This window comes from Streptomyces sp. NPDC025273 (assembly GCF_040638585.1).
In the GTDB taxonomy this organism is placed as follows: domain Bacteria; phylum Actinomycetota; class Actinomycetes; order Streptomycetales; family Streptomycetaceae; genus Streptomyces; species Streptomyces cinereorectus.
In genome coordinates, this window is the sequence record NZ_JBEZYP010000008.1 from 205,598 (window position 1) to 225,466 (window position 19,869).

Consider the following 19,869-nt stretch of genomic DNA (forward strand, 5'->3'; position numbering starts at 1 on the left):
TGCGCGTCGTGTGGATCAGCGACGTCCCGTGCGAGGGAGGGGACCGGTGCGCCGCCCGGCGGCCCGTCCTGCGGACATCACCGCGACCTGGCCGGCGCCGACGTGCCCCGAGGGCGGAGAACCGCCCCGCCCGGCCCACCCTCCCCCTTGTTCGCGTCCAGTCGTTCCGTATCCAGATGTCAGGAGACAGCCCATGGCTGACGAGTTGGTGCGCCGCGCCCAGAGGTTCGTGAACACGACCTACAACAACGGTGCGACGCTCGGCATATCCAAGCTCGACGAGAACGGTCAGACCGGCTGGACCACGATGTACGCCCTGACCCGGGCACTCCAGTACGAGATGGGCATCACCAGCCTGTCCGACTCGTTCGGTCCGACCACCCTGTCGACGATCGGTGCGAAGTACGGAAAGCTCGACGGGACGACCATTCCGTCCGCGAACTTCTGCCGAGTCATCCAGTCCGCTCTGTACTGCAAGGGCTACGACGGCGGTGAGATCGACGGCACGTACAACTCCCGTGTCCAGGACGCCGTCCTGAAGCTGAACCAGAACATGGGTGTGAGCTCCACGTATCCGGGCAGTTCGCTGTGGCCGAAGGTGGTCAAGGGTCTGTTCAACATGGACGCCTATGTCACCGTCAGTAATGGATCGGATGCCATTCGCTCCATTCAGCAGTGGCTGAACGGCCGGTACATTCTGCGCAAGGACTTCTACATCATCCCCTGCGACGGCCATCACTCCCGTGACGTCGCCAAGTCGATGCTGTACGCGATCCAGTTCGAGCTGGGCATGGCCGACGGGACGGCCAACGGTGTCTTCGGTCCCGGCACGCAGTCCGGCCTCAGGTCCCACACGGTGTCCACCGGTACCACCGGCACGTGGGCGCAGCTGTTCACCGCGGCCATGATCCTGAACAAGCGCGACGTCCCCTTCGGCAACTTCACCGCCGCGGTGCAGAGCGGCGTGGAGAGCTTCCAGGCGTTCATCAAGCTCCCGGTCACCGGCAACGGGGACTTCCAGACCTGGGCTTCGCTGCTCGTCTCCTACGGCGACCAGTCCCGCCCGGGCACGGCGTGCGACGGCGTCACGAAGATCACGCCGGCGCGGGCACAGACGCTGAAGGACGCCGGCTACAAGTACATCGGGCGCTACCTCTACAACTCGTCCACGTCGAGCCTGCCCGAGAAGCAGATCCAGCCGGGCGAGCTCGCCACGATCAAGGAGTACGGGCTGCGCTGCTTCCCGATCTATCAGACGTGGAGCCGGTCGGCCGACTACTTCTCCTACGTTCAGGGCACCAACGACGCGTTCATGGCGATCGAATGGGCGCAGCATCACGGGTTCAAGGCCGGGAGCATCATCTACTTCGCGGTCGACTACGACGCGATGGACGGTGAGGTCACCGAGTACATCATCCCGCACTTCCGCGGGGTGATGCGCACCATCGGGGAGAACTCCGGTTACGGCGTGGGCGTCTACGGGCCGCGCAACGTGTGCCAGCGCGTTGCGGACGCCGGATATGCGGCGGCGAGCTTCGTCTCCGACATGTCGAGCGGGTTCTCGGGGAACCTCGGCTACCCGATGCCGACGAACTGGGCCTTCGACCAGATCGTCACCCTCACCGTCGGATCGGGTGCGGGGGCGATCGAGATCGACAAGAACGTCGCCTCCGGCCGTGACACCGGGCAGGGCGACTTCGCCCCCGGCTCCTCCACCGTCGGCCTGGACGTCGACCTGGACAAGGCCGCGTACCAGGCGTCGATGCTGACGGACGTCAAGAGCTATCTCACCTCGATCGGTGTGCCGGAGACCGGTGGAGACGGCTGGACCGACGACGACTGGGCCACCCTGGGCGGCATCTCCACCACCAAGGCGTTCGAGCTCGTGCTGAGCGCGGACTGGCTGTTCACCTCGCTGGCGCGGCAGCTCAAGCTCCGCAAGGCGCTGATCCAGGCGCCGGTGCTGTGGGAGCTGCGCAAGCTGAATCCCCTGGACTTCATCGCCGACGATGCCGTCCGACTGGGGGTGAAGGGCGACTCCAGCACCGGCTGGGGCCAGATCTTCGCATGGGTGACCATCGAGGCCCGCAACTACTGCATGCAGCAGGGAATCATCAACGGAACGCCACTGACCGGTTCGGACACCAGGGCGGTGTGGGACAACCTCCAGGACCCGCTGTACAATGTCCGGTCGGTCTCCTACCTGACGGTCTACAACGCCCACCAGCTCGGCATCCCCCGACCGGGGCTGAACACCGGCGCTGCCGACACCCAGGCCCTCCTGGCCCGGTACAACGGGGAGGGCGACGACGCCGCGAAATACGGCCGGGAGCTGATGGGGTTGTACAACGTGCTGGAGAACTACAACCAGCTCTCACGCACCACGTGAGCGGGGTCGCGGGTGGGACTGGGCGCATGTGGACATGGTTGCCGGCAGCCGTGGGCGTGAACGTGCTGCTCGGCATTCCCGGTGTCGTTCCGATATGGCTGCTCTGGCACTACGCGTCGAACGGGCCGCTCGCGGATATCGGCTGGACCCGGCGCGAGGCGACGGAGAACGACGGGATGCTGCTGTGGCTCCTGATCGTCGTGCCGGTGAACGCGGCGTTCCTTCTCGTCTGGTGGCTCGCCAACCGCCCCGTGCGGCACAGGGTGGCGCTGGACCCCCGCGTGTACTGGCCGGCCGGTGCCCTCATGGCCCTGGTGCCTACGTTCATCCTCATGTTCGTCCTGTGAGAAAGGGATTGAAGGCGTGCGAAACGACATAACGAGGCGGGCCGTGGTGACGAGCGCCGCTGTGATCGGTGCTGCGGCTGCCGTGGGGTCCTTCGTGCCGGGAACGGCTGCGGCGGCGACGAAGAGCGAGCCGGAGAAGCTCCCGACCTCGCCCAACGGGTGGACGATCGAGAAGGAGGCGAACCACGTCTCCACGGTGTGGACGCGTCCGGTGGCCGGCACAGGCCTCAAGGTCGATGTCCGGATCGGCGACGTGGAGGCGATCCTCCTCCATGTGACCCGCCGCTTCCATTACGAGGTCGAGCAGCTCCAGCGGGTCGACCTGGCCGGCTGGCAGGAGGCCGGCACGCTCCGCGAGGGTCTGCCGGAATCGAACCTGGCGTCCGGCACCGCGGTGCGGATCCGCCCCGGTGCCGCGGCGAAGGGAGGGCTCTTCCCCCAGCAGGAGCTCGTACTGCGGGACATCCTCGCGGACTGCGAGGGCGTGGTGCGGTGGGGCGGGGACGACCGTGAGGTGAACGAGTCGCTCTTCTACGTCGACGCTGCACCCGAGGACGAACGGGTGGCGAGACTCGGCGAGCGGTTCCGCGACTGGGACGCGACGCCGGGTCTGGGCGCCGGTGCCGCGGTGGACGTCCAGTCCTCGTCCCGGCGGGACCGCGCGGAGCGGCTGGCCCGGATCCAGCGGTCGGCCTGATCCGGCAGGGCTCCGCCCCCTCCCGGAGGAGGCGGAGCCCTCAGGGTCTCAAACGAGTTGGCGGATGGCGGGGGGCTGTCTAGCGTGGGCCGGATGGACCTCATGATCACCACGCTCGCCGCGCGGCCCGAGCTCGCCCGGGCGATGGACGAGATGCCGGACACCTGGCCCGAGTTCATACTCGAGGACCTGGTCGGCTGGGCGAACTTCCCCCGGATCGCCGTGGAGTTCCCCGAGTACGTCCTCGTCGCCACGGATCCGGACGGTGTCGTCGTCGCGCGGGCGTACTCCGTGCCCTTCGCCCTGGAGGCTGCGGGGAGGGGGCGGCTGCCCGGGGGCGGCTGGGACCAGGTCCTGCTGTGGGCGTTCTCCGATCTGCGGCACGGGCGCACGCCGGACACCGTGAGCGCGATCGAGATCACGGTCGCCGCGGGGCGGCTCGGCCAGGGGATCTCCGGCCGGATGCTGGCCGCGATGCGGGAGAACGCGGTGCGGCTCGGATTCCGGGAGGTGGTCGCCCCGGTCCGGCCGAGCGCGAAGCACACGGATACCGAGGCGCCGATGGAGGAGTACGCCCGGCGGACCAGGCCGGAGGACGGGCTGCCCCGCGACCCGTGGCTGCGGGTCCATGTGCGGGCCGGCGGGGTGATCGAGGCGGTGGCCCCGTCGTCCATGACGGTGAGCGCGCCTCTGGAGCGCTGGCGGTCCTGGACCGGGCTGCCGTTCGACGGGGAGGGCCCGGTGGTGGTGCCGGGGGCTCTGGTGCCCGTGCACTGCTCGGCCACGCACGGGTACGCGGTGTACGTCGAGCCGAACGTGTGGGTCAGGCACCGGGTGTGAGCATGCGTACGGCCCGCCCCCGTACGCGGTCCGTGCGAGGGGACGGGCCGGACGGGTCAGCCGACGGCCGGCTTCCTCACGGTGAGCGGTGCGCCGAACGCGGAGAACTCCACGGTGAGTGCTCTCGCGGTGCCGTCGGTGACGCGCATCCTCAGGAGGTGGGGCGGGCCCTTCGTGGCGACGCTCGCCGTCCATTCCTCCTCGTCCGTCCCGCCGGTGAGGGTGAGGGCGGGCGCACCGGCGACCGTCGTGGGTCCTCCCACGCGGGCCGTCGCGCTCGTCGAAGCGATCCCGTCGAGGAGACCGCGCGGGTCGCAGTAGCGCAGGTTCTCCGCCGTGCGCCGGTCGTCGGCGGGCGCCGTCAACCAGCGGCCGGTGAGCCTTCCGATGGCGTCCTTGCCGTCCCCGTCGGTCCCGCCGTTCCCGGCCGGGCGGTCCGCGGCGGCGGCGCGGAGCATCGCTTCGTCGGACTTCGTGTAGACGACACCGTCGGCCCGGACCAGCTCCATGGTCCCCGCCGTCCCCAGGGAGAACGTTCCGGCGCACGCCCCCCTGGCGCCCGTCGCGACGAACGCCTGGACGGGGCCGTCCGCAGACTCCGTGGCGACGGTCAGGCGCACGGTCGTGGCCGCCCGGGTGGCGGCCACCGCCTTGTCGGTGATCTCGGGACCGGTCAGACCGGCGAACGGCGCCGGTGTCCCCGAGGAGCGGGCGAACGCGTCGCAGGCGGTGAGACCGAGTGCCAGCGCGGTGCAGAGAGCGGCTGCTGTGATGCGGGCTGAGGGGCGTCGCACGGTACGGAGACTCCGGGGGTGTCAGGGGCGGCCGGGGGAGGACGGGTCCGTCAGAGCTTCAGGTCCCACTGGCTGGCGTCCCAGTCGAAGCCGGGCCCGACCTCGACGGTCAGCCGCTTCGCGTCCGCCGGGGCGTCGAAGGCGAACTGCACCGTGATCTTCTTGCCCGGCAGGACCGTGCCGTTGAAGCCCTCGCCGACCTTGCCGTCGAAGATCTGCTCGGCGTTCACGCCGTCCTCACCGGCGCGGGCGTCGACGCTGACGAGAGCGGAGTCGAACTTCTCCTTCGTCTTGTTCTCGATGATCACGGAGACCTTGTAGGCGCGGTTGCCCTTGGTGTGCCCGGCGGCGTACGCGTCGGGCGTGTACGCGGCGGCGCCGCTGACCGTGACCTCCAGGCCGTCGTCGTACACGGCGGTGTCGCGGCCCTCCAGGGTCTCGGCGGCCGGCTCGTCCTCGCTCGCGGGGGCGTTCTCGGCCGCGTCGCCCTTCTTGTCGTCCTCGGCGGCACCCGGCTTCGCCGAGGCCGAACTGCCCGACACCTCCTTGGAGATGTCGTTCACCGCGTCGTCCACTGCCTTGAAGGTGAGGACCGCGCCGACCACCGACAGGATCAGCGACACCAGACCGAGCACGGCGCCGGACGTGGCCACCCCCTTGTTGCTCGCCTCGCCGCGCTTGGCACGGCCCCGGCCCGCCAGGCCCAGGATCAGGGCGATGACGCCGAGGATGCCCGCCAGCCAGAAGAGGAACGGGATCAGTCCGGAGACGGTTCCGATGATGCCGAGGACGAGGGCGGAGATGCCGAGGCCGTTGCGGGCGGGGCGGAAGCCCGGGGCCTGGCCGGGGGCGTAGGGCTGCTGGGGCTGCGGTGGCGACGTGAACTGGGACATGGGTGTGCCCTCCGGCGAAGAACAGGGATGTGTGAGCGGTTCTGTGCGCCATGCGCTGTGGCGACGAGTTAATGAGACCAGAACCTGTGAATTGAGTCAACACGATTCACATGTTGAAGGTCTGCCTCTGCTGTGAACCGATGTGGTGCCCGTCGGATGGGTATGCTCGCCGACACGACGGATCTATCGGGGAGACAGCCAGTGCCGGAGAGCTCGACAGAGGTGACCGCGGCCGGGATCGCACGGCTCGCGGGGGTGGGGCGCGCGGCCGTCAGTAACTGGCGCCGACGCCATGCCGACTTCCCGCGGCCGGTCGGCGGCACCGACACCAGCCCGTCCTTCTCCCTGCCCGAGGTCGAGCGGTGGCTGCGTGACCAGGGAAAGCTCGCCGAGGTCCCGCTCCGGGAACGGGTCTGGCAGCAGCTGTCCGGACACCCGGCCGGCACCGTCACCGCGCTGGTCCACACCGGCTGTGCCCTGCTGCTCGTCCGGGACAGGCCCACCGCCTGGCTGGAGATCACCGCCGTCTCGGACGCGCGGATGGCCGAGGTCCTGCCGGTCGCGCTGGACGACGCACTGACCGCCCGTTTCGGACCCGAGCGCATCGTCCACACGCCCTCCGGAGCCGACCTGCTGCCCTCCGTGCCGCTCCTGCGTGCCGCGGCCGACCTGGCGGCCGAGGCAGGCGTCCGGACGGCGTTCGAGTTCCTCTTCGGCCGCCAGCTCGACGCCAATCCTCGCCAGTACACCCTCACGCCACCCGATCTGGCCGAGCTGATGACGGCACTGGCCGAGCAGTACGGGGCGGCAGGCCGCCGGATCGAGAAGCGGCCGGCCCGCGCAGTCCTCGACCCCGCCGCCGGAACGGGCGCCCTCCTGCGGGCGGCCGGCGGGTCCACCGCGCTGTACGCGCAGGAGGCCGACCCCGCCCTCGCCGCGCTCACCGCGCTCCGGCTCGCGCTCCACTCCGAAGGTGCCGCGGGAACGGACGGGGGCGCGCTCGTCGTCCGTGCCGGCGACACCCTGCGCACCGACGCCTTCCCCCAGCTCGCGGTGGACGCCGTGCTCTGCCACCCACCGTTCAACGAGCGCAACTGGGGCCACGACGAGCTCGCCTACGACCCCCGCTGGGAGTACGGCTTCCCCGCCCGTACCGAATCCGAACTCGCCTGGGTCCAGCACGCCCTCGCCCATCTCCGGGAGGGCGGAACCGCCGTCCTGCTGATGCCTCCGGCCGCCGCCTCCCGCCGCTCGGGCCGCCGGATCCGGGCCGATCTGCTGCGCCGCGGCGCCCTGCGCGCCGTCATCGCGCTCCCCGCCGGGGCCGCGCCCCCGTACGGCATCCCGCTCCACCTGTGGGTGCTGCGCAAGCCGGGAGCGGGTCACCCCGCCACCCCCGAGCTGCTGCTCGTCGACACCGCGGAGTCGGCGCAGGCAGCGGCCCACGCGGGCTCCGCTGCGGCCGGCGGCCGCGACCGCGTCGACTGGACCGCCGTACGGAGCACCGCACTCGACGCATGGCACGCGTTCGCGGACAAGGACGGCAAGGACCGGACGGACCGCACCGACCGGCCCGGGACCAGCCGCGCGGTCCCCGTCATCGAACTCCTCGACGACGACGTGGACCTGGCCCCCGCCCGCCATCTGCCGCCCCCGGCCGGCGGCGGCGCGGCCGAACTGGCCCGCGTACGGGAACGGCTGGGCGACACCCTGAAGCTGACCGCCCGCCTCACCCCGCCGCCCGCGGCCCCCGCCGAACCGGCCCGACGGACCCTCACCACGGTCGGCGAACTGGCCCGCGTCGGTGCGCTCCAGCTGCGCACCGGCTCCGGCGGCGGCACGGCACCCGTCCTCACCGAGCATGACGTCCTCGCCGGTACGGCACCGAGCGGTACGGCACCGAGCGGCGCTCCCGCCGCCGGAGCACCGGCCCAGGAGGACGAACCACTCCTCCTGGAGGAGGGCGACGTCATCCTGCCCCTGCTCGGCGGCGGCTCCGTCACCCGCGTCGTGGACGAGGCCACGGCCGGTGCCGCGCTCGGCCGCAACCTCCAGCTGCTGCGCCCCGATCCGGCCGCCCTCGACCCCTGGTTCCTCGCCGGGTTCCTGCGCGGCACCGCCAACCACCGGCAGGCCAGCAGCTACGCCTCCACCGCGACCCGGCTCGACGCCCGGCGCCTCCAGCTGCCGAGACTGCCGCTCGCCGAACAGCGGCAGTACGGCGCGCGGTTCCGGGCACTCGCCGCGTTCGAGGACGCCCTGCGCACGGCCGGCCGGCTCGGCGGACAGCTGGTCCAGGGGATGTACGACGGACTCACGGACGGCAGCGTCGCTCCGAAGTGACGTGAAGCACAACGGTTGTGCACAACCCGGGACCCGCTGTCCCTGTCGGTGTATACGCTCACAGCAACGTCCGACACACTCCCCTCCCAGGAGCAGCACATGCACGGCTACGGCTATCCGCCGCAGCAGCGACCGAAGCGGCGGCCGTCCTCGGCGACGCTGACCGCGCTGCGCGTGCTCTTCGTGGCGCTGACGCTGATGAGCTGCGGGTTCCTGTCCTGGGCAGCCCTGCTGCGGCTGGCGACCGTCACCCGCAAGGGGCTGGACTGGACCCTGATGGTGGTGGTCCTCGCGCTCAACGCCGGCATGTTCGCCTACATCCTCTCCATGCCGGACGACGAGGACGAACTGACGGACGCGCAGGCGCTGCTCTTCCTCGGCTGGCTGCTCTGCACCGTGGTCGGCACCCTCACCTACTACCTGTACGCGGAGATACGGCACTACGGCCCGGAGCACGGATACCCCGGCCCGTACGCGGCCCACGTACCGCCGCAGGCCCCCGCCGTCACTCCCGCGACGCCCACCCCCGGTTACGGCTACCCGCCGGCCCCGGTGCCCCCGGCCGGCCCCCGGCACACACCCGCCCCGACACCTGCGCCCACGCCGGCACCCCCGCCCGCCCCGCCCCAGCGCCTGGACCAGGTGCGTGCCGAGCTCGACGAGCTGAGCGACTACCTCCGCAAGGAGGGGGGCAGCCGGTGAACGGGCGCGTCATCGCCGGGCGGTACGAGCTGGCCGCGATTCTCGGCCAGGGAGGCATGGGCCAGGTCTGGACGGCGTACGACCAGCGCCTGGACCGCCGTGTCGCGGTGAAGCTCCTGCGACCGGACCGGGTCGCGGGCCCTTCCGGGAGCGCCGCCGCCGACGAGCTGCGCCGCCGCTTCGTCCGCGAGTGCAGGGTCACCGCCCAGGTCGACCACCCCGGCCTGGTCACCGTGCACGACGCGGGGAGCGACGACGACGACCTCTACCTCGTCATGCAGTACGTCGAGGGCGCCGACCTCGCCGACCACCTGGCCGAACACGACCCCTACCCCTGGCCCTGGGCCGTCGCGACCGCCGCCCAGCTCTGCGCCGTGCTCTCCGCCGTGCACGCCGTGCCGATCGTCCACCGCGACCTCAAGCCGCGCAACGCCATGGTCAGGCCCGACGGCACCGTCATCGTGCTCGACCTCGGCGTGGCCTCCGTCCTGGACACCGACACCACGCGTCTGACGCACACGGGCTCACCCATCGGTTCCCCGGCCTACATGGCCCCCGAACAGGCCATGGGCGGCGCCGTCGGCCCGTACACCGACCTGTACGCGCTCGGGGTGCTTCTCCACGAACTGCTCAGCGGGGACGTGCCGTTCGCGGGCTCCACCGCCCTCGGCGTGCTGCACCGCCATCTCTACGAACCGCCGCTCCCGGTCCGCCGGCTACGGCCCGAAGTCCCCGAGGCGCTCGAAGCGCTCGTACTGAGGCTCCTCGCGAAGGATCCGCAGCACCGACCGGCCTCCGCCCAGGAGGTGTACGAGTCGCTGCGCCCACTGCTGCCGGCCGGGGGCACCCCGGCCGGGCCCCTCGACCCGACCCGCCCCTTCCTCCGGCCGCACGCCCCGTGGCCCGACCGCGCCGCGACCCCGGCGTCCGTGCCGGCCCCGGTGCCCGCCCCCTTCCCCGCGCGGCAGACGCACGCGACGGGCGCCCCCGCGCCCCGCCCGGATGTCGCGAAGGCGGTCGACGAGGTGAAACAGCTGCTCAGCGAGGGCCGGATCACCCAGGCCGTCGACATCCTCGGGGGCATCCTCCCGGCGGCCGCCGCCGAGCACGGGGAGCACTCCCCGGTCGTCCGGATCCTGCGCAAGCAGTACGCGGCCACACTGATGGACGACGGGCAGTTCCGCCGGGCCCTGCCCGAGCTGCGCCGGCTCGCCGACGACCGCGCGGCGGAGGCGGGCCCGGCCGACTCCCAGACCCTGCAGTTCCGCTACGACGCCGCGCAGTGCCTGGAGCAGCTCGGCGAGGCGGCCGCCGCGCTCGCCGAGTACCGCGCGGTCCTTCCCTACTACGAGAACGCCTACGGGGCGCCACCCCCGGACCGGGGCCGTGCCTTCGACATCCGGCACCGCATCGGCCACCTGCTGCTCGCGGTCGGCGACCACGCGGCGGGACGCGGACAGCTGCAGACGCTGCTGTACGACGCGGAGCGGGCGTACGGGCCGCACCACCCGCTTCCCCTGGAGCTGCGCAGGCAGCTCACCCACCAGCAGGAGGTGCGCGGCGGCTGAAATCGGCCCCGCCGCCGCACCGCATCCCCAACTCCTTCCGAATCGTTGGTCGAATCAGTGGCCCCAGCCCTCTCCACTGCCTAACATCGATCACCGCAAGGCTTTGTGCACCGATGCACAAACTCTCCCCGGGAGGCTCCTTTGCACCGCCGACGTCGCACCGCGCTCGCCGTATCCGCCGCAACGCTCGTCGCGGCACCCCTCCTGGCCGCCTGTGGCGGCGATGCCCACCCCGGCGCCGCAGCCGTGGTCGGCGGGGACCGGATCGAGGTCACCACGGTCCAGGAGCAGGCGCAGGACGTGCGCAGCGCGCAGCGGAGCTCGGCGCAGTCCGCGCAGCTCGTGAAGAAGTCCGGGCAGCTCAACCGGGCCAAGCTGCACAGCCTGATCTTCCAACGGGTCCTGGACCGTGCCGCGGAGGACGCGGGAGTGGGCGTCAGCCGCAAGGAGGTGCAGCAGGTCCGCAGTGCCGCCGCGGCGCAGTCCGGCGGCGACAAGGGGCTGCGGACCGTGATGCTGGAGCAGCGCTGGGTCGCTCCCGGCCAGATCGAGGACGATCTGCGCAAGGAGGTCCAGCTGCCGAAGCTGGCGCAGGCGCTCGGTGTCGACCTGCAGACCCCGGCCGGCCAGCAGGCCGTCGGCGAGGCGCTCACCAAGGCATCGAAGGCGCTGCACATCGACGTCAACCCGCGCTACGGCAGCTGGGACGACCAGAAGGTCCAGCTCAGCACCTACAAGGCCCCGTGGATCGAGCAGGTCACCACGTTCCAGGCGCAGGAGCCCGAAGCCGGCGCCTGACCGGGACCGGGCACCCGCCGGGGTGCCGAGGGCAGGGACACGCCGGGATCCGGTCGCGGTAGGTTCGGGGCGTGAACGCTGAAGCCCCCGGCCGTATCGTCCTGCTCACCGCCAGCCACCGGGTCGCGCCCGGCCTGCTGTCCTGGCCCGCCTGGCAGACGCTGCGCGCCGCCGACCGGGTGCTGTGCGCGGAGCCGGACCACCCGCAGCTGCCGTACCTGCGTGAGGCGGGCGTCGCCGTCGAGCACACCGCGCCGTCGGCCGAGGCGCTCGTGGACGACTGCGCGGGCGGCCGGACCGTCGTCGTGCTGGTGGGCGGCGAGGGCGACCGGCCGCTCACCGACGGACTGGCGAGGCTCGGCGGTTCGGGCCGGGTGCGGATGCCGGACCTGGAACTGCTGCCCGGTTCCTACGACCTGCCGGGCGCCCGGCTGCTGGACCTGGTCCAGGTCATGGACCGGATCCGGCGGGAATGCCCCTGGACCTCGCAGAAGACGCATGAGGGCCTCGCGAAGTACGCCATCGAGGAGGCGTACGAACTGGTCGAGGCGATCGAGGACGGTGACCGCGAGGAGCTGCGCGAGGAGCTCGGGGACGTCCTGCTGCAGGTCGTCTTCCACGCCAGGATCGCGCAGGAGGACCCGGACGAGCCGTTTTCCGTCGACGACGTCGCGGCCACGATCGTGGAGAAGCTGATCCACCGTCATCCCCATGTGTTCGGCGACGAGACCGCCGAGACCCCTCAGGACGTCCACGCGCACTGGCTGCGTACGAAGGCGATCGAGAAGCAGCGGGACTCGGTCACCGACGGGGTGCCGCTCGGCCAGCCCGGTCTCGCCCTCGCGGCGAAGCTCGGCGGCCGGGCCCGTCACGCCGGCCTCGACGTCGCGCTTCCCGCGGGCGACTCCATCGGCTACCAGCTGCTCGCCCTCGCCGTACGCGCCGAACAGGACGGCACCGACCCGGAGGCCGCCCTGCGGGCCGCCGCCCGCGCCTACCGGGACGCGATCCGGGCGGCGGAGGGCCACACGGCAGCTCCGGATAACGTCGAGGGGTGAACGACAGCCCCGCCGAGACCCCCGCGCCCGCCGCCCCCGAACTCTTCACCTGGGAGTTCGCCACCGATCCCTACCCCGCCTACGCCTGGCTCCGCGAGCACAGCCCGGTCCACCGCACCGAGCTGCCCAGCGGTGTCGAGGCCTGGCTGGTGACGCGGTACGCGGATGCCCGGCAGGCTCTCGCCGACACCCGGCTCTCCAAGAATCCTGCGCACCACGCCGGGTCGGCGAACGCCAAGGGGAAGACCGGCATCCCGGGGGAGCGCAAGGCGGAGCTGATGACGCATCTGCTGAACATCGACCCGCCGGACCACACCCGGCTGCGCCGGCTCGTCTCCAAGGCGTTCACCCCGCGCAGGGTCGCCGAGTTCGCGCCGCGTGTGCAGGAGCTGACGGACCGCCTCATCGACACCTTCATCGAGGAGGGGAAGGCGGACCTCATCCACGACTTCGCCTTCCCGCTCCCCATCTACGCGATCTGTGACCTGCTGGGGGTGCCTCCGGAGGACCAGGACGACTTCCGGGACTGGGCCGGGATGATGATCCGGCACGGCGGCGGGCCCCGCGGCGGAGTGGCCAGGTCGGTGAAGAAGATGCGGGGCTACCTTGCCGAACTCATCCACCGTAAAAGGGGGAATCCCGGCGACGACCTGATCTCGGGACTCATCCGGGCGAGCGACCACGGCGAGCACCTCACCGAGAACGAGGCCGCTGCGATGGCCTTCATCCTGCTCTTCGCCGGTTTCGAGACCACGGTCAACCTCATCGGCAACGGCACGTACGCCCTGCTGCGCAACCCGGAACAGCGGATGCGGCTGGAGCGCTCGCTGGCGGCGGGCGAGACGGAGCTGCTGGCCACGGGCATCGAGGAGCTGCTGCGGTACGACGGTCCTGTGGAGCTGGCGACGTGGCGCTACGCCACCGAACCCGTGACGCTCGGAGGCCGGCACATCGCGGCGGGGGACCCCGTTCTCGTGGTGCTGGCAGCCGCCGACCGCGATCCGGAGCGCTTCCGCGACGCGGACACCCTGGACCTCGCACGGAGTGACAATCAGCACCTCGGATACGGGCACGGCATCCACTACTGCCTGGGTGCACCGCTGGCCCGGCTGGAGGGGCAGGCGGCGCTGGCCGCGCTGCTGAGACGCCTCCCTGACCTGCGGCTCGCTGCGGAACCTGCCGATTTGCGATGGCGGGGCGGGCTCATCATGCGCGGACTGCGCACGCTTCCGGTGGAGTTCGAACCCGGACATCCGGCCGAAAGAAGTGACACTCTGTCAACTCTGTGACTTTCGCGTGATCTCCGCTGCATCGACTTGTGACACACGTTCGAGTACGGCTAGGTTCACCGTTCGACTCACCCGTCACATGTCAGTCACACGGAAGGCAATCCCATGGGCTCCGCGAATGGCAGACACCGCCGCCCTCGCCAGGCACCCGCCATCGTCGTCGCCGCGGGCGTGACGGGATCGGCCATCGCCATCCCGCTGCTCGGTGCGACCGGCGCGCACGCCGCCGACGCCTCGACCTGGGACCGGGTCGCCGAGTGCGAGAGCGGCGGGATGTGGAGCGCCGACCTCGGTAACGGCCACTACGGCGGCCTGCAGTTCTCGCAGGACGACTGGTCGGCCTACGGCGGCACGGCGTACGCCTCCCGCGCCGACCTCGCGAGCCGCTCGCAGCAGATATCGGTCGCGGAGAAGGTGCTGAGCGACAAGGGGCCGCAGGCGTGGCCCAGCTGCGCGGTGATCTCCGGACTCGCGCTGGACGGCGCCCTGCCCGGCGTCGACCCGGGCGGCGAGCCGTCCGCCGGTCAAACGGACACGGCGACCCCGTCGGACACCGCTTCGGGCGGGACGCCGGACAAGGCGGACGGGAAGAACAAGAACGACAAGGCGGACACGTCCGAGGAGGACGCCGCGCCGGACGCGCCCGAGCCGTCCTCGTCGCCCTCCACCTCTCCGTCCCCCGGGGCGTCCGGAACGTCCGGCGCCGCGGAGGGCGCCGGCGAGACGGGCGGGAAGCACCGCGGTCCGGCGGCCCCCGAGGCGGATGCCGGGACGGACCTGGAGAGCGGGCGCGAGTCCGGCCGGCACGCCTCGCGCGGCGAGTCCGGCGCCCGTGAGGGTGCGGAGGCCGGCGCGGACGGGACCTACACCGTCCGCGAGGGCGACAACCTCTGGGCGATCGCCGACGCGCGGGAACTGCCCGGCGGCTGGCCCGCGCTCTACGCGGCCAACAAGACGGAACTGGGCTCCGACCCGGATGTGATCCTGCCCGGCCAGAGTCTCGACCTGGGCCTCCAGGCGGACGCGAAGGATGCCGGAGCGGACGCGCAGCCCGGTGCCGAGGCCGCGGTCGGCAAGTGATCAAAGACGGGAAAACACCCCAAAATCAGGGGTAGTTCAGGGGCCTATGTCCACTTATGCGTAAGTGAGACATGGGTCTCTTTGCTTGAACTGGCCCGCCTCACCCGTCTGCTCGGCCCGTATCGCCTCCGACCTGCGGAAACGGCAGGGTCCTCCAGGGTGATAAGTGCTGATTGACAGTTATGTCCATCTTTGAATGTCGGCGTTGTGTGTGTTTACGGTCTGAACCGCTCGCACCGCGGGCACCTTCGACCGACACGCCGAATCCTGCCGTCGGCCGAAGGGGACAGACGCGTAAAGCGCCGTAGGCAGGAGCGGGGGACCCAGGTAAGTGCCGGACCCGGCCGTCGGAAGACGGGCGAGGGCCGGCTCGGGGTGAAGTCGCCTGCCAGTGCGGGCGACCGGGCAACTCACAGGCCCGAACCCGACAGCTCACCTCGTAGGCGTCGGTGAGGAGAACCATGCTGCTTTCGAGCAAGGGCAAGCACCGTCGCCCGTCCAAGGCCGTCCGTATCGCCACCCTGGCCGGCGTCACCGGTGCGGCCGTGGCCGTTCCGCTGATGGGCGCGACCGGTGCCTCCGCCGCCTCCGTCGCCACGTGGGAAGCCGTCGCGCAGTGCGAGTCCGGCGGCAACTGGTCCATCAACACCGGCAACGGCTACTACGGCGGCCTGCAGTTCTCGCAGTCCAGCTGGGCGGCCGCCGGCGGCACCCAGTACGCCTCCCGCGCCGACCTGGCCAGCAAGGACCAGCAGATAGCCACCGCCGAGAAGCTCCTCGACCTGCAGGGCCCGGGTGCGTGGGCCTGCGCCGGCGCCGGCGGCCTGACCGACGACGGTGTGGACCCGGGTGTCGACACCGGCTCCGCGCAGAGCGAGGCCGAGCCGAAGGCGGCTCAGCCGGAGCGCGAGGCCGAGCAGCCCGCCAGCCGCAGCGAGACGCGCACGGCCCCCGAGGCCGAGAAGACCGTGACCACTCCGACCGGCGACAAGGTCAAGAAGGGTGACGGCGAATACAAGGTGAAGGCAGGCGACACCCTCAGCACGATCGCCGGGGCCAAGGGCGTCAAGGGCGGCTGGCAGAAGGTGTTCGAGCTGAACGACGACATCGTCGAGGACGCCGACCTGATCTTCCCGGGTCAGCAGCTCCACCTGAAGTAGTCCCGGCCTTTCCTCCCGGCGGTGCTCCCGGCCCGGCGCGCTCACCCCCGTGTGCGCCGGGCCGGGGCGTTTTCCCGGGGGTCCCGTGAGGGCGATCGTTCAACTGTTGTAGTTACCGGCCAGTAAATTTCTGGAGCTTTGCCGGTAATGCGGGTCCTTGGGTCCTTTTTCGTCCCAGGGGACGGGCGGTCGGCCGACGGAGCGGGCCGGGCCGGTTAGGCTCGTGCCGCAAGGCCACAGTGACCCTGCACAACCAGTGTCATATCCCAGAAGGAGATGCCTCGTGCCGTCCATCGACGTCGTCGTAGCCAGGGAAATCCTCGACTCCCGGGGCAACCCCACGGTCGAGGTCGAGGTTGGCCTCGACGACGGCAGCACGGGACGTGCTGCCGTTCCGTCCGGCGCCTCCACCGGTGCGTTCGAGGCCATCGAGCTTCGCGACGGCGACCCCAACCGCTACCACGGCAAGGGTGTCGAGAAGGCCGTCCTCGCCGTCATCGAGCAGATCGGCCCGGAGCTCGTCGGTTACGACGCCACCGAGCAGCGCCTCATCGACCAGGCGATGTTCGACCTCGACGCGACCGAGAACAAGGGCTCGCTCGGCGCCAACGCCATCCTCGGTGTCTCGCTGGCCGTGGCCCACGCCGCGTCCGAGGCCTCCGACCTCCCGTTGTTCCGCTACCTCGGCGGCCCGAACGCGCACCTGCTGCCCGTTCCGATGATGAACATCCTGAACGGCGGCTCGCACGCCGACTCCAACGTGGACATCCAGGAGTTCATGATCGCGCCGATCGGCGCCGAGTCCTTCTCCGAGGCCCTGCGCTGGGGTGCGGAGATCTACCACACCCTGAAGAAGGTCCTGAAGACCAAGGGCCTGTCCACCGGTCTCGGCGACGAGGGCGGCTTCGCCCCGAACCTCGAGTCCAACCGCGCCGCCCTGGACCTCATCATCGAGGCCGTCAAGGAGGCCGGCTACGTCCCGGGCCGCGACATCGCGCTCGCGCTCGACGTCGCCGCGTCCGAGTTCTACAAGGACGGTGTCTACGAGTTCGAGGGCAAGTCCCGTTCGGCCGCCGAGATGACCGAGTACTACGAGGAGCTCGTCTCCGCGTACCCGCTCGTCTCCATCGAGGACCCGCTGTACGAGGACGACTGGGCCGGCTGGAAGGTCATCACCGACAAGCTCGGCGCCAAGGTGCAGATCGTCGGTGACGACCTCTTCGTCACCAACCCGGAGCGCCTCGCCCGCGGCATCGAGGAGGGCTCGGCCAACGCCCTGCTCGTCAAGGTCAACCAGATCGGTTCGCTGACCGAGACCCTGGACGCCGTCGAGCTCGCGCAGCGCAACGGCTTCAAGTGCATGATGTCCCACCGCTCCGGTGAGACCGAGGACGTCACCATCGCCGACCTCGCCGTCGCCGTGAACTGCGGTCAGATCAAGACCGGCGCCCCGGCCCGCTCGGACCGTGTCGCCAAGTACAACCAGCTGCTGCGCATCGAGGAGATCCTCGACGACGCCGCGGTGTACGCGGGCCGTTCGGCGTTCCCGCGGTTCCGCTTCGAGGGCTGACAGCCCGGCAGCAGGAGCTGAGCCCCCGTTCGGCACCGGCCTCCGTCCGTCCCCGCACTCGGTCCCGTACCGTGTGCGGGGACGGACGTGCGTAACGGGGAGGCGTGAGAGATGGCCGGGAAGGATCGTGACCGGTTCTCCACAGCGACCAGGCTGCGGCTGCTCGGCGAGCAGACGGCGGCCCGCGTCTACCGGTCCCAGAACCGCCGCCAGGCCCGGCGCTCCCGGCTCACCGGCCGGGCCGCGTTCCTGGCGCTGATCGTCTGCTCCCTGGTGGTCGCCCTCGCGTACCCGATGCGGCAGTACATCTCCCAGCGCGACCAGATCGCGGATCAGGAGAGGCTCTCGCGGGAGGCGCACGAGCGGACCGAGGAGCTGCGGGACGAGAAGGCGCGGCTCCAGGACGACGCGTACATCCGTCGTCTCGCCCGTCAGCACCTGCACTACGTCCTGCCCGGGGAGACCGGCTACACGGTGATCGACCCGGACGCGTCGGAGGTCCGCCGCGGGGAACCGGGCGCGACGGGCAGGCCCTGGCACTCGAACCTCTGGGACGGCGTCGACAGCGCGGACCGCGAATGACTCCGGCGCCGCTCCCGTGCACGCACCGACACATACAGACCGACCGATGACATTCAAGGCAGGCATGGACACGCCCCCTCCGCAGACCGAATCCACCACGCCCACCGCGGCGGACATCGCCGCCTTCGAGCAGCAGCTCGGCCGGCCGCCGCGCGGACTGCGCGCCATCGCGCACCGCTGCCCCTGCGGCAATCCGGACGTGGTCGAGACGCAGCCACGCCTGGAGGACGGCACGCCGTTCCCGACGACGTACTACCTGACCTGCCCGCGTGCCGCGTCCGCGATCGGCACGCTGGAGGCCAACGGGGTCATGAAGGAGATGACCGAGCGCCTCACGACGGACCCGGAGCTGGCCGCCGCCTACCGCGCGGCCCACGAGGACTACCTCGCGCGCCGCGACGCCATCGAGGTCCTGGAGGGCTTCCCGAGCGCGGGCGGCATGCCGGACCGGGTGAAGTGCCTGCACGTCCTGGTCGGCCACTCGCTCGCCGCGGGGCCCGGGGTGAATCCCCTGGGGGACGAGGCGATCGCGATGCTGCCCGAGTGGTGGGCGAAGGGACCCTGCGTCTCGCCGTGCGGCGAGACGCAGCCCTCCTGACCCGCCTGCCGTGACCGGGAACCGCCCCCGGACCGCCCGCCCGCGCCCTCCCCGGCTTCGTCCGGGGGCCGCGGGCCTGGGCTCCGCCGCCGGTGCGGGCCCGGGCCCGCACCGGCGGGTGAGGGCATCTTCGAGCGTACGAGGACCGCGGGCCGGGTGAGCCCCGGCCTACACAACAGGAGCCCCCATGACCCGCGTTGCCGCCATCGACTGCGGTACCAACTCCATCCGTCTGCTGGTCGCCGACGTGGACCCGGCCACCGGGCACCTCACCGAGCTCGACCGCCGGATGCGGATCGTCCGGCTCGGCCAGGGCGTCGACCGCACCGGACGGCTGGCCCCCGAGGCGCTGGAGCGCACTTTCGCCGCCTGCAGGGAGTACGCGGCCGCGATCAAGGAGCTCGGCGCGGAGCGGATCCGGTTCGTCGCCACCTCCGCCTCCCGCGATGCGGAGAACAGCGACACGTTCGTCCGGGGCGTCCTGGACATCCTGGGTGCCGAGCCCGAGGTCGTCAGCGGCGACCAGGAGGCGCGGCTCTCCTTCGACGGGGCGACCAAGGAGCTGGTCGGCAGCGACCACCTGGACAAGCCCTACCTCGTCGTGGACATCGGCGGCGGCTCCACCGAGTTCGTCGTCGGCGACGACGAGGTCCGTGCGGCCCGGTCCGTGGACATCGGCTGCGTCCGTATGACGGAGCGCCACCTGGTCCGGGAGGGGGCGGTCGTGGACCCGCCCACGCCCGACAGGATCGCCGCGATCCGCGCGGACATCGACGCCGCCCTCGACCTGGCGGAGGAGACCGTGCCGATCGCCGAGGCGGCCACGCTCGTCGGTCTGGCGGGCACGGTGACCACCCTCGCCGCGATCGCGCTCGGGCTGCGGGAGTACGACTCCGAGGCGATCCACCACTCCCGCATCTCCCTGGAGCAGGTACGGGAGATCACCGGACGGCTCCTCGCCTCGACGCACGAGCAGCGGGCGCGGATCCCCGCGATGCACCCGGGCCGGGTCGATGTGATCACCTCCGGGGCGCTCGTCCTGCTCGCGGTGATGGAGCGGTCCGGGGCTGCGGAGGTCGTCGTCAGCGAGCACGACATCCTCGACGGCATCGCCTGGTCGGCGGCCTGATCACAGTGCGGTCGAAGCGATCGTGAGATCGC

At 71.3% G+C, this 19,869-nt stretch carries 18 protein-coding genes and 1 riboswitch; of the genes, 16 read left to right on the forward strand and 2 right to left on the reverse strand.

Going from position 1 to position 19,869, the window contains the following annotated elements:
• The first annotated feature begins 193 nt into the window (after positions 1-193).
• From AB0F38_RS16110 to AB0F38_RS16125, 4 genes are all read left to right on the forward strand, one after another.
• Entirely contained in the window at positions 194-2,389 is a 2,196-nt protein-coding gene (locus AB0F38_RS16110; RefSeq protein ID WP_361892699.1) for a glycoside hydrolase domain-containing protein, read from the forward strand.
• 26 nt (positions 2,390-2,415) lie between these two features.
• Positions 2,416-2,736: a hypothetical protein gene (locus AB0F38_RS16115; protein WP_361892702.1), complete on the forward strand. Its 321-nt coding sequence runs from the start codon at positions 2,416-2,418 to the stop codon at positions 2,734-2,736.
• A gap of 16 nt (positions 2,737-2,752) precedes the next feature.
• Positions 2,753-3,433 (forward strand): hypothetical protein, encoded by a 681-nt coding sequence (locus AB0F38_RS16120; RefSeq protein ID WP_361892705.1) that lies wholly within the window; start codon positions 2,753-2,755, stop codon positions 3,431-3,433.
• A gap of 93 nt (positions 3,434-3,526) precedes the next feature.
• Positions 3,527-4,273 (forward strand): N-acetyltransferase, encoded by a 747-nt coding sequence (locus AB0F38_RS16125; protein WP_361892708.1) that lies wholly within the window; start codon positions 3,527-3,529, stop codon positions 4,271-4,273.
• Positions 4,274-4,329: 56 nt separating this feature from the next.
• Here AB0F38_RS16125 and AB0F38_RS16130 read toward each other — a convergent pair whose 3' ends face one another.
• Both AB0F38_RS16130 and AB0F38_RS16135 read right to left on the reverse strand, forming a co-directional pair.
• Positions 4,330-5,067: a hypothetical protein gene (locus AB0F38_RS16130; RefSeq protein WP_361892711.1), complete on the reverse strand. Its 738-nt coding sequence runs from the start codon at positions 5,065-5,067 to the stop codon at positions 4,330-4,332.
• Between the two features lie 50 nt (positions 5,068-5,117).
• Positions 5,118-5,960: a DUF4190 domain-containing protein gene (locus tag AB0F38_RS16135; protein WP_361892713.1), complete on the reverse strand. Its 843-nt coding sequence runs from the start codon at positions 5,958-5,960 to the stop codon at positions 5,118-5,120.
• A gap of 201 nt (positions 5,961-6,161) precedes the next feature.
• Here AB0F38_RS16135 and AB0F38_RS16140 point away from each other — a divergent pair, with 201 nt between their 5' ends.
• The 12 genes from AB0F38_RS16140 (at position 6,162) to AB0F38_RS16195 (ending at position 19,837) form a co-directional block, all read left to right on the forward strand.
• Positions 6,162-8,303, forward strand: a complete 2,142-nt coding sequence (locus AB0F38_RS16140) for an N-6 DNA methylase (RefSeq protein WP_361892716.1) — start codon at positions 6,162-6,164, stop codon at positions 8,301-8,303.
• A 99-nt stretch (positions 8,304-8,402) separates the two neighbouring features.
• Positions 8,403-9,005, forward strand: coding sequence for a hypothetical protein (locus AB0F38_RS16145; RefSeq protein WP_361892719.1), 603 nt, complete (start codon positions 8,403-8,405; stop codon positions 9,003-9,005).
• Positions 9,002-10,573, forward strand: coding sequence for a serine/threonine-protein kinase (locus AB0F38_RS16150; protein ID WP_361892722.1), 1,572 nt, complete (start codon positions 9,002-9,004; stop codon positions 10,571-10,573). Before AB0F38_RS16145 ends, AB0F38_RS16150 begins: the two co-directional genes overlap by 4 nt.
• Positions 10,574-10,714: 141 nt before the next feature.
• A complete protein-coding gene (locus AB0F38_RS16155; RefSeq protein WP_361892725.1) occupies positions 10,715-11,371 on the forward strand; it encodes a SurA N-terminal domain-containing protein in 657 nt (218 codons plus the stop codon).
• Between the two features lie 71 nt (positions 11,372-11,442).
• Entirely contained in the window at positions 11,443-12,429 is a 987-nt protein-coding gene (locus AB0F38_RS16160) for a nucleoside triphosphate pyrophosphohydrolase (protein ID WP_361892727.1), read from the forward strand.
• Positions 12,426-13,718, forward strand: a complete 1,293-nt coding sequence (locus tag AB0F38_RS16165) for a cytochrome P450 (RefSeq protein WP_361892730.1) — start codon at positions 12,426-12,428, stop codon at positions 13,716-13,718. The genes AB0F38_RS16160 and AB0F38_RS16165 overlap by 4 nt, the downstream gene beginning before the upstream one ends.
• A gap of 105 nt (positions 13,719-13,823) precedes the next feature.
• Positions 13,824-14,798 carry a transglycosylase family protein gene (locus tag AB0F38_RS16170; RefSeq protein WP_361892733.1) on the forward strand — a complete coding sequence of 325 codons (975 nt, stop codon included), beginning with the start codon at positions 13,824-13,826 and terminating at the stop codon, positions 14,796-14,798.
• A 290-nt stretch (positions 14,799-15,088) separates the two neighbouring features.
• Positions 15,089-15,259, forward strand: a riboswitch (cyclic di-AMP (ydaO/yuaA leader).
• Entirely contained in the window at positions 15,260-15,958 is a 699-nt protein-coding gene (locus tag AB0F38_RS16175) for a transglycosylase family protein (RefSeq protein ID WP_361892736.1), read from the forward strand.
• 283 nt (positions 15,959-16,241) lie between these two features.
• A complete protein-coding gene (gene eno, locus AB0F38_RS16180) occupies positions 16,242-17,528 on the forward strand; it encodes a phosphopyruvate hydratase (protein ID WP_361892739.1) in 1,287 nt (428 codons plus the stop codon).
• 111 nt (positions 17,529-17,639) lie between these two features.
• Positions 17,640-18,110, forward strand: a complete 471-nt coding sequence (locus AB0F38_RS16185) for a septum formation initiator family protein (RefSeq protein ID WP_361892741.1) — start codon at positions 17,640-17,642, stop codon at positions 18,108-18,110.
• Between the two features lie 64 nt (positions 18,111-18,174).
• Positions 18,175-18,708 (forward strand): DUF501 domain-containing protein, encoded by a 534-nt coding sequence (locus AB0F38_RS16190; RefSeq protein ID WP_361892940.1) that lies wholly within the window; start codon positions 18,175-18,177, stop codon positions 18,706-18,708.
• Between the two features lie 187 nt (positions 18,709-18,895).
• Positions 18,896-19,837, forward strand: coding sequence for a Ppx/GppA phosphatase family protein (locus tag AB0F38_RS16195; protein ID WP_361892744.1), 942 nt, complete (start codon positions 18,896-18,898; stop codon positions 19,835-19,837).
• Positions 19,838-19,869: the final 32 nt, after the last annotated feature.

Coding starts and splice junctions, on each gene's coding strand:
- AB0F38_RS16135 (WP_361892713.1), bottom strand. CDS start 5,960: ATGTCCCAGTTCACGTCGCCACCGCAGCCCCAGCAGCCCTACGCCCCC.
- AB0F38_RS16110 (WP_361892699.1), top strand. CDS start 194: ATGGCTGACGAGTTGGTGCGCCGCGCCCAGAGGTTCGTGAACACGACC.
- AB0F38_RS16175 (WP_361892736.1), top strand. CDS start 15,260: ATGCTGCTTTCGAGCAAGGGCAAGCACCGTCGCCCGTCCAAGGCCGTC.
- AB0F38_RS16185 (WP_361892741.1), top strand. CDS start 17,640: ATGGCCGGGAAGGATCGTGACCGGTTCTCCACAGCGACCAGGCTGCGG.
- AB0F38_RS16125 (WP_361892708.1), top strand. CDS start 3,527: ATGGACCTCATGATCACCACGCTCGCCGCGCGGCCCGAGCTCGCCCGG.
- AB0F38_RS16145 (WP_361892719.1), top strand. CDS start 8,403: ATGCACGGCTACGGCTATCCGCCGCAGCAGCGACCGAAGCGGCGGCCG.
- AB0F38_RS16195 (WP_361892744.1), top strand. CDS start 18,896: ATGACCCGCGTTGCCGCCATCGACTGCGGTACCAACTCCATCCGTCTG.
- AB0F38_RS16190 (WP_361892940.1), top strand. CDS start 18,175: ATGGACACGCCCCCTCCGCAGACCGAATCCACCACGCCCACCGCGGCG.
- AB0F38_RS16170 (WP_361892733.1), top strand. CDS start 13,824: ATGGGCTCCGCGAATGGCAGACACCGCCGCCCTCGCCAGGCACCCGCC.
- AB0F38_RS16115 (WP_361892702.1), top strand. CDS start 2,416: ATGTGGACATGGTTGCCGGCAGCCGTGGGCGTGAACGTGCTGCTCGGC.